This window comes from Streptomyces sp. OfavH-34-F (assembly GCF_022347745.1).
In the GTDB taxonomy this organism is placed as follows: domain Bacteria; phylum Actinomycetota; class Actinomycetes; order Streptomycetales; family Streptomycetaceae; genus Streptomyces.
The window spans coordinates 1-9,165 of the sequence record NZ_JAKRGC010000264.1; the positions used below are offsets into that span (position 1 = coordinate 1).

Annotated in this window: 7 protein-coding genes, 1 tRNA gene and 1 pseudogene; 6 read left to right on the plus strand and 3 right to left on the minus strand. The window is 74.7% G+C overall.

Annotated features, from left to right (window positions below; genetic code table 11):
- The 5 genes from MHW47_RS27425 to MHW47_RS27445 all read left to right on the plus strand — a co-directional run.
- A partial coding sequence (locus MHW47_RS27425; RefSeq protein ID WP_239226450.1) for a hypothetical protein occupies positions 1 to 1,471 on the plus strand: 1,471 nt, incomplete at its 5' end.
- Positions 1,468 to 2,802: an AAA domain-containing protein gene (locus MHW47_RS27430; RefSeq protein WP_239226451.1), complete on the plus strand. Its 1,335-nt coding sequence runs from the start codon at positions 1,468 to 1,470 to the stop codon at positions 2,800 to 2,802. The genes MHW47_RS27425 and MHW47_RS27430, both read left to right, overlap by 4 nt.
- A gap of 114 nt (positions 2,803 to 2,916) precedes the next feature.
- On the plus strand, positions 2,917 to 3,258 hold the full coding sequence (locus MHW47_RS27435) for a hypothetical protein (protein ID WP_239226452.1): 342 nt from the start codon (positions 2,917 to 2,919) through the stop codon (positions 3,256 to 3,258).
- Positions 3,259 to 3,387: 129 nt separating this feature from the next.
- Positions 3,388 to 4,059: a bifunctional DNA primase/polymerase gene (locus tag MHW47_RS27440; protein ID WP_239226453.1), complete on the plus strand. Its 672-nt coding sequence runs from the start codon at positions 3,388 to 3,390 to the stop codon at positions 4,057 to 4,059.
- Positions 4,050 to 4,123 (plus strand) — tRNA-Lys (locus MHW47_RS27445). The genes MHW47_RS27440 and MHW47_RS27445 overlap by 10 nt, the downstream gene beginning before the upstream one ends.
- Before the next feature lie 61 nt (positions 4,124 to 4,184).
- On the opposite strand, the gene MHW47_RS27450 is transcribed toward MHW47_RS27445, so the two are convergent.
- Positions 4,185 to 5,399: a M6 family metalloprotease domain-containing protein gene (locus tag MHW47_RS27450; protein WP_239226456.1), complete on the minus strand. Its 1,215-nt coding sequence runs from the start codon at positions 5,397 to 5,399 to the stop codon at positions 4,185 to 4,187.
- 414 nt (positions 5,400 to 5,813) lie between these two features.
- Here MHW47_RS27450 and MHW47_RS27455 point away from each other — a divergent pair, with 414 nt between their 5' ends.
- Entirely contained in the window at positions 5,814 to 7,670 is a 1,857-nt protein-coding gene (locus MHW47_RS27455; protein WP_239226454.1) for an EAL domain-containing protein, read from the plus strand.
- Positions 7,671 to 7,682: 12 nt separating this feature from the next.
- On the opposite strand, the gene MHW47_RS27460 is transcribed toward MHW47_RS27455, so the two are convergent.
- Together MHW47_RS27460 and MHW47_RS27465 are read right to left on the minus strand one after the other, a co-directional pair.
- Positions 7,683 to 8,801: an LLM class flavin-dependent oxidoreductase gene (locus tag MHW47_RS27460; RefSeq protein WP_275449723.1), complete on the minus strand. Its 1,119-nt coding sequence runs from the start codon at positions 8,799 to 8,801 to the stop codon at positions 7,683 to 7,685.
- Between the two features lie 113 nt (positions 8,802 to 8,914).
- Positions 8,915 to 9,165: pseudogene (locus MHW47_RS27465) on the minus strand (decarboxylase); the annotation flags it as partial.

Here is a 9,165-nt window from a genome sequence, read left to right on the forward strand (position 1 = left end):
GGGCGCCCCGCTCGGCGCCCTCGTCGGCACGGACCGGGACGCGCCCCGGCTGCTGGCCGTCTCCCAGCCCCGCGACCGGGACCTGCGCTTCGCGTTCCTCGCCGAGCTGGCCGAAGCCGTCCTGCCGCACATCGAGGCGTACACGGACGTGGTGGAGCCCGCCGAGCGCAGCGAGGCCGATCCGGCGACCGGCAAGCGGGTCAAGGTCGAGACGGAGCTGTGCGTGGACGCCGCGCAGCTCGTGGTGCCGAGCCGGGCGGGCATCGAGTTCGTCCGGCTGCTGGGCCGCTCGATGCGGTTCCGGCGCACCGCCGAGGACGATCCGGACACCCCGTACCCGGCGCCCGCGCGGGTGCCGCTGCTCGGGCGCTGGCTGACGCACTACGGGGAGCGGGCGCGGGTGCCCGGCTCCTCGCTGCTGCTCGCCTGCACGGACCTGCTGAACCGGCACTGGGCGACCGGCCAGTCGAACCTGGAGGACCAGCATCTGGGGGCCCTGCTCGCCTGGATCGACCCGCCGGCCGGCGAGTCGGGGGCGCAGGCGGCGCTCCGGGCCGAGCTGGCCCGGGACGCGGCGGGGCAGCTGCTGTGCCCGCCGGCCGGTCCGGCCACCGACCCGGACTTCGACAACCGGCTGCTGGCGCCCGCCATCGAGCGGTACGACCGGGCGCGCGGCGCGTTCGCGGCGGCCGAGGACGGGCTGGTCGCCGATGCCCGGCTGGCCGAGCTGACCGGCGCCGAGCGGGAGATCCGGGCCCTGCTGGCCGGGGTGCTCCGGCCGACCTGGGACGCGGTGTGGCGGGGTCTCGACCTGCTGCGGGAGCTGCCGGAGGGGGCCAGGACCGAGGACCGCTGGACCAGGGACCGCTGGTCGTTCACGGCCCACCGCGACCGGGTGCGCTCCGGTGAGCCGCCGCAGCCGCGCCGGGACGACGCGGTGACGGCCGCCCGCAAGCTGGCCTCCCGGGAGACGGCCCAGGCCCAGCTGGAGGCGCAGGAGGCGCTCGACGATCCGCTGGTCATGGCGGGCCGCCGGCTGGCCGGGGAGGCGTTCGTGGGCGAGGTGTGCGCCGTGGAGATGACGTACACCGAGTCGAAGCGGCCCTCGCCGCGCCCGCTGGTCACCGTCGTCACGGACGAGCGGCCGCAGCTGGGCGCGGGCGTCAAGGTGTACCGCTCGCTGGACGGCAGGCCGCAGACCGCCGAGTTCGTCGCGCTGGAGCCGGCGGAGGACGGCGCGCTGTCGCTGGTGCTGCGGATCACCGACCGGATGGGGCGCGGCCGGGAGCCGGCGCCGGGGTCGGTCCCGGAGCGGGGCGACCGAATCGCCTGGACCCTGTTCGAGCACGATCAGCGCGGCGGGCCGCGGCTGCCGGACGCGGAGGAGACGCCGTGGACCCACGGCGGTCCGCCGGGCGGCCTCGACGCGGCGGAGCGACCCGATCCCGTGACCCCGGAGGACCTGCTGTGACGGCCGTTTTCGACCCGGGCGCGGCGGCGGGCCTGGCCACCGCGAAGATCCTGGACGACACGTTGAACGGCACGGCGCGGGGGGTCGTGGTGGACTCCCCGCCGGGGGCCGGCAAGTCGACGCTGGTGGTGCGCGCGGCGCTGGAGCTGGCCGCGGCGGGCCGGCCGCTGATGGTGGTCGCGCAGACGAACGCGCAGGTGGACGATCTGGTGGTGCGGCTCGCCGAGAAGGAGCCCGGACTGCCGGTGGGGCGGCTGCACAGCAGCGATTCCGATCCGTACGACAAGGTGCTGGACGGCCTGGCGAACGTGCGGAAGTCGGCGAAGGCGGCGGATCTCGCGGACCTGGACGTGGTGATTTCGACGGCGGCGAAGTGGGCCCATGTGAAGAACGTGGAGCCGTGGGGGCACGCGATCGTCGACGAGGCGTACCAGATGCGGTCGGACGCGCTGCTGGCGGTGGCCGGGCTGTTCGAGCGGGCCCTGTTCGTGGGTGACCCGGGGCAGCTGGACCCGTTCTCGATCGTCGGCGCCGACCAGTGGGCGGGGCTGAGCTACGACCCGGCGGCCAGCGCGGTGAGCACGCTGCTCGCGCACAACCCGGAGCTGCCGCAGCACCGGCTGCCGGTGTCCTGGCGGCTGCCGGCGTCGGCCGCGCCGCTGGTGTCGGACGCGTTCTACCCGTACACGCCGTTCCGCAGCGGCACGGACCACGGCGACCGGCGGCTGTCCTTCGGGGTGGCGTCGGACGAGTCGGCGGCGGACCGGGTGCTGGACGAGGCGGCGGAGTCGGGCTGGGGGCTGCTCGAACTGCCGGCCCGGCACACCCCGCGCACCGATCCGGAGGCGGTACGGGCGGTGGCCCTGGTGGTCCGCCGGCTGCTGGACCGGGGCGGCGCGGCCGTCAGCGAGCGTTCCTCGGACCCGGCCCCGGTGACGGCGGACCGGGTCGCCGTCGGCACGGCCCACCGCGACCAGGCGGCGGCGGTGCGGGCCGCGCTGGCGGAGCTGGGCGTGACGGGCGTCGCGGTGGACACGGCGAACCGGCTGCAGGGCCGCGAGTTCGACGTGACGGTGGTGCTGCACCCCTTGTCGGGCCGCCCGGACGCCACCGCGTTCCACCTGGAGACGGGCCGCCTGTGCGTCCTGGCCTCCCGCCACCGCCACGCGTGCGTCGTGGTCTGCCGCGAGGGCGTGGCGGACCTGCTGGACGAGCATCCCTCGACGGAGCCGGTCCAGCTGGGCGTCACCGTGAAGTTCCCGGACGGCTGGGAGGCGAACCACGCCGTCCTGGCGCATCTGGCGGAACACCGGGTGGGGTGGGGTTGTTGAGTGCGCCGGGGGCGCGGTCGCGGTGGCGCGGGCCCCGGCCGTGAACACTTCTGGCGCTCTTGCGGGGGTCCGGACAATGGAGGGTGGCCGTCCGGCCGTCCGAGGAGGAAGCACATGGCACAGTCCGAGCGGAGCGACCAGCGGCGGCTGCGGCCCGCACCCCTGCTCTTCGAGCCGGCGACGGCGGTCGCCGACCCCGAGCACTTCTTCGACCTGGAGTCGATGGAGGACCCGAAGGAGTTGCTGGGCCGGGCGACGGAGCTGGCGCTGGCCTTCCGCGCCGCGACCGACCGGGCGGTGGAGTTCCAGGCGATAGCCGCCGCCCAGCTGGCCGATCCGCGCCGCTTCGACCGGCTCACGACGGCGGACATCGCGCGGCGTGCGGAGTGGACCGAGGACTACGCGCAGAAGATGGTCGAGTACGGCCGGACGCTGCTGAACACGCCGTCGGCGTAGGCGCGGGAGGGGTGGCGGGTACCACCACGGGCATATGCCCGCGCGAACCATACTCCTCGTGCGGTTATCGCGTCCCGGTTTTCGGCAACTCTGGGAATCCGGTCCGTCACTGCGGGTAGACCAGTGCACATGACCGCATGGCTGCCCGACGAAACGACCCTGCACCACGGCGACGGCCCCTGCCTCCGCCCCGGCCGCGACCACGACCCGTTCGCGGAGCTGCGCGAGCCGGCGCGGCACCAGACGGCTCAGATCACCGCGGCCGGTGCCGCGTGGCTGGCCGGGGCGACGGCGTATCCGCGCAGCGCCCTGTCCCAGTGGGAGGCGCGCCCCACGGCGCCGGGGGTGTTGCCGTGCGGGACGGCGTTCGACGTGGTGAACGTGCCGACGCTGTTCGGGCGCCGGATGCTGGAGCACCTGTGGGCCGACGGTCCGGGCTCGGGCCCGGTCGCCTCGCACCGGGGGCGGATGCTGCTGTTCGCCTCGCCGGGGACCGCCCAGCGGCTGCCCTCGCTGCTGGACTGGGAGGAGTGGGGCGACGGGGCGCAGACGCCCGCGCTGCTGTGTCACGGCACCGGGGACGCGGTCACGGTTCCCCCGCTGACCTGCGGGGACAGCTACACGGGGCCGCGCTGGCTGGTCGCTCCGGACACCCGTAACCCCTGGCTGCCCGGGCCGGACGTGCTGCTGTGGGCGTGCGTCCGGGTGGCCCGTTCGGCGCCGGCTCCGGGGCCCCGGATTTCGATTTTTCCTCTCACGGATCAGGGTGCTAAGGTCTACGACGTCAGCAGGCGCCGCTAGCTCAGTTGGTTAGAGCAGCTGACTCTTAATCAGCGGGTCCGGGGTTCGAGTCCCTGGCGGCGCACAGACGGGAGAAGCCCCTCGCGAGAGCGAGGGGCTTCTTCGTCGTCCGGGGGCGGACCGGGTCAGGTGCCCGTGGTGATGCGTACGGTCCAGTCGCCGGACGGCGTCCGGCCGGCGACCTCGACCGTGGTGTGCGCGCCGGGCACGGTGTACGTCTCGCCGACGCGCAGCGGGGCGTCCGCGAGCGGCGGGTAGACCGAGCGCTCCCAGCAGGCGTCGGTCTCCGGATGGGTGTCGAGCACCTCGACGGGGCCGCCGCCGGACGGGGTCTCGTTGCGCACCCGGTAGAGCAGGATGCCCTCGGCGCAGGTCCCGCGGTCGTTGCCGGTGGCGCCGCGGGCCTCGACGGCGATCGCGGTGCCCTCGCCGGTCCTGATCACGGCGAGCCTGGTGCCGAGCGTGGCGCCGGGCACGGGCACGGCGGCCATCGGCTCCAGGGTGACGACCCGGTCGCTCTGGACGCAGACCACCTGCCGGTCGTCCAGCCAGCCCAGTTTCCACTTGTGCCAGCCGAAGAGGTCGGGCGCGAGGCCGAACTGGCTGCCCATGACGTCCCAGTCGCCGACGAAGGTGTCCCAGTCGCCCTTGCCGTCGGAGGGGCGGTGGTAGAGGTCGGGCAGGTCGAAGACGTGGCCGGTCTCGTGGGCCAGGACGTTGTGGTCGGGCGGGTGCTGTTCGAAGAGGGTGACGACGCGCCGGATGTCCGTGCCGTCCGCGCGCACCGGCCGGTCGAAGTTGACGACCTTGGTGGCGTCGGAGTCGACGCCCGGGGCGTCCGGGTCGGCGACGAAGTAGACGATGTCGTAGCGGGAGAAGTCGATCCGGGCGTCGGCCACCCGGATCGCGTCGCGCAGGTAGGCGCTGCGCCGGTCGCTGTCCCAGTCGCGCTTTATGCCGTACCAGGTCGAGGGGCGGGGCATGGTGGTCCACCGCGCCTGCGGGTGCGGGCGCAGGGTGAACTTCCCGTACGAGGCGCGGCGGAAGAAGCGGGTGGTGGCCGGGAAGTAGTCGGCGGTGAGTTCGGCGGGGGTGGTGACCGGCCGGGAGTCGGGGAACGAGAGGAAGACCATCACCGCGTCCAGGGCGCGGACCGGGCGCGGGTAGGCGCCGTTCCAGCGGTCGACGCCGAGGGAGTGGTGGGCGGTGGTGCGGGGCAGTGCGCAGGGGGCCGCGTCGCCGGTGGCGGCGGCCACGGGTCCGGCGACGAGGGAGGTGGCGACGAGGGCCACCAGCGAGATCAGCCCGGCCGTCAGCCCGCGGGGGCCGATCGTCTCCACCCCCGGCGGGGGCCCGGACAGACGCGGCACATCTACCTCCGGCGCGGCGAGCGGATACCTGCCGTCCACCTTGTGGGGTTATGGCCGTTTCGTCACGTCATGGTCACCCAGTCGGGTCCAGTCATTTCACCCCTTCATCTCCTCACGTACAGTCACAAACGATCACGTGGCCACCGGGAGGAAACAGAGGCGCGCAGAAACAATCACTCGGGGACAAACCGGATCGGGTCCGCCTGGGCCGTGCGAGTCGTTCGCGGCCCCGTAGGGGACCGGCGCGCTGGAACCGCCGGGGCGCCGCCCTCTATGCTTCACCTCGCCTTCCTGCGCGGTTTCCGCCTCTCACGACGGCGAACCAGCGCGGCAGGCCAGTCCGACCAGAGATGTCCGGGAGAGAGCGGCAGGGCGGAGCGAACGGTGAGCGCAACCTCCGAGGGGCCGGTGCCCGCGGCGGGCCCGACACCCTCCGCACAGCGACCCGGAGTCACGGAGCGTGACGAACCGTGGTCGACGGGCGCCCCGGCCGGCCCCTCCCCCGGCGAACCGCACGACTACCGGGCCGCCTTCCGTGCCGCCGCCCTGCCGATGGCCGTCGTGGACCACGAGGGCCTGATCGTCACCGCCAACGAGGCGCTCGGCGCGCTCACCGGCACCCGCGCCGCCGCGCTCACCGCGCGGTCGGCCGCCGACCTGGTGGACCTCCCGGCGGACGCCCGCACCTGGCACGCGTACCGCGAGGTGCTGCGCGGCCGGCGCTCCCGGTTCCGCTGCACCCGCCGGCTCAAGCACCCCGACGGCCGCGCGCTCTGGGCCGAGATCACCGCCGTCCCGATGCCCGGCGGGCAGGCGGCGGACGGGGGCGCGCCGGGCCAGGTGCTGCTCTCCGTCGCGGACGTCAGCGACCGGCGGGAGCTGCACCAGCGGCTGCGCCACCTCCAGCTGCACGATCCGGTGACCCGGCTGCCCAACCGGACGCTCTTCTTCGAGCGGCTGTCGTCGGCGCTGCGCGCCCCGGCCGACCGGGACGAGGCCGCCCGCGTCGGGCTCTGCTATCTGGACCTGGACGGCTTCAAGGCGGTCAACGACACCCTCGGCCACCGGACCGGCGACCGGCTCCTCGCGGCCGTCGCCACGCGCCTCACCGACTGCGCCGGGCGGCAGGACGCGCGGGCCGCCCCGCTGGTGGCCCGGCTCGGCGGCGACGAGTTCGCCATCCTGGTCGAGGAGTCCACCGGCACCGAGCAGCTCACCGAGCTGGCGCGCTCGGTGCTGGGCGCCCTCCAGCAGCCGTTCGACCTGGCCGGGCAGCGGCTGGCGGTCTCGGCGTCGATCGGGGTGGTGGAGCGGCCCGTCGCGGGCACGTCCGCGACCGGTCTGATGCAGGCCGCCGACACCACGCTGTACTGGGCGAAGGCGGACGGGAAGGCCCGCTGGACCCTGTTCGACCCGGAGCGCAACGCCCACCGGATGACCCGGCAGGCGCTCTCCTCGACGCTCCGCCCGGCCGTGGAGCGCGGTGAGTTCACCATCGAGTACCAGCCGCTGGTCGGTATGGCGGACGGGGTCGTGCGCGGGGTGGAGGCGCTGGTGCGCTGGAACCATCCGCAGTTCGGCATGCTGGCGCCGAATCGGTTCGTCGCCATCGCCGAGGAGGACGGCTCGATCGTCCAGCTCGGCCGGTGGGTGCTGCGCTCCGCCTGCCGGCAGGCCCGCCGCTGGCAGCTCGACCACCCGGCCGAGCCGCCGCTGTTCATCAGCGTCAACGTCGCGGTGCGCCAGGTCTGGGACTCCGACCTGGTCACCGATGTCGCGCAGATCCTGGCGGAGACCGGGCTCGACCCGGCGCTGCTGCAACTGGAGCTGACCGAGTCCGCGGTGATGGGCTCGGCGGGCCGGCCGCTGCGCGCGCTCCAGGCCCTCAGCGACATGGGGGTGCGCATCGCCATCGACGACTTCGGCACCGGCTACTCGAACCTCGCCTACCTGAGCCGACTGCCGGTCTCCGCGCTCAAGCTGGACGGCGCCTTCGTCCGCGGCTTCCGCCACGAGGACGGTACGTGCCCCTCCCCCGCCGACGAGACGATCGTGGAGGCGATGGTCGGGCTGGCCCACCGCCTGGGCCTGACCGTCACCGCGGAGTGCGTGGAGACGGCCGGCCAGGCGGAGCGGCTGCGCCGGATCGGCTGCGACACCGGACAGGGCTGGCTCTACTCGCGGGCGGTGGCTCCGGAGCGCATCGCCGAACTCATCGGGACACGCGCGCCGGGCGCGTGAGACCGCCCCCGCTCACTCCTGCGGCAGCCCGTAGGCGTCCGCAATCAGGTCGTAGCTGCGCAGCCGGGCGTCGCCGCTGTGGGCGTTGGCGGTGATCATCAGTTCGTCGGCTCCGGTGCGCCGGACCAGGTCGTCCAGGCCGGTGCGCACCTCGTCGGGGGTGCCGTGGACGATGTTGGCCAGCCAGCTGTCGACGAACTCGCGCTCCATCGGGGAGAAGGCGTACGCCTCCGCCTCCTCGGGCGTCGGCACCAGGCCGGGCCGCCCGGAGCGCAGCCGGAGCATCGACAGGGCGCCGGTCAGCACCTGGCGCCGCGCCTCGCGCTCCTCGTCGGCGGCCAGGGCGGCGACCCCGATCAGCGCGTAGGGCTCGTCCAGGACCGTGGACGGCTTGAAGGAGTCGCGGTACAGCTCCAGGGCCGGCACGGTGTTCTGGGCCGAGAAGTGGTGCGCGAAGGCGAACGGCAGCCCCAGGACGCCGGCCAGCCGGGCGCTGAAGCCGGACGAGCCGAGCAGCCAGATGGGCGGGCGCGCCGGGGACTGGACGCCGCCGTCGGCGGTGGCCTGCGCGGGGCCGGGGACCGCGTGGATGCGGGCGTAGGGGTGGCCGTCCGGGAAGTCGTCGTCCAGGAACCGGGTCAGCTCCATGAGCTGCTGCGGGAAGTCCTCCGCGCCCTCGCCCAGCCGGTCCGTGCGGCGCAGGGCGGCGGCCGTGGCGCCGTCGGTGCCGGGGGCGCGGCCGAGTCCGAGGTCGATGCGGCCGGGGGCCATCGCCTCCAGGGTGCCGAACTGCTCGGCGATGACGAGCGGGGCGTGGTTGGGCAGCATCACGCCGCCCGAGCCCAGCCGGACGCGTTCGGTGCGGGCGGCGGTGTGGGCCAGCAGCACGGCCGGGGACGAGGAGGCGACCCCGGGCATCGAGTGGTGTTCGGCGACCCAGTAGCGGTGGAAGCCGCGCCGGTCGGCGAGCCGGGCGATCTCGACGCCGGTGAGCAGGGCCTGGCTCGCGGTGCGGCCCTTGCCGACGGTCACCAGGTCCAGCACGGACAGGGGCACGGGGGCGGTCCCCCGCGCGGTGCCCCGGATCTCGTCGCCCCGGACTCGGTCGTCCCGGGTTCCGTCGCCTCGCATCTCGTCCACGTCCTGGCCCTTCCAGTGGTGCGTTTCAGTGCCTCGTATCTCCGGGAGGACCCAACAGGAGGATGGCTCCGTTTATTCCGGGGCCGGTGCGGCGCGAACCCCGCTCAGCCCTTCTTCCCGTGCGCGTACGCCCGGCCGCTCCCCCACCCCACCGGCGCGGGCGGCTGCTCGCGGCCGGCGAAGAGGGCGCCGAGGCGGGGGGCGAAGGCCGGGCGGTCGGCGAGGCGCAGGGCCTCGCGGGCGGCGACCTGGTTCGCGGTGAGGACGGGCTTGCCGAGCGCCTCCTCCAGCGCGGGGAGGTGGGCGACGGTGTGCAGGGCGGTGTCGGGCAGCAGGACCGCCTCGGCGTCGGGGC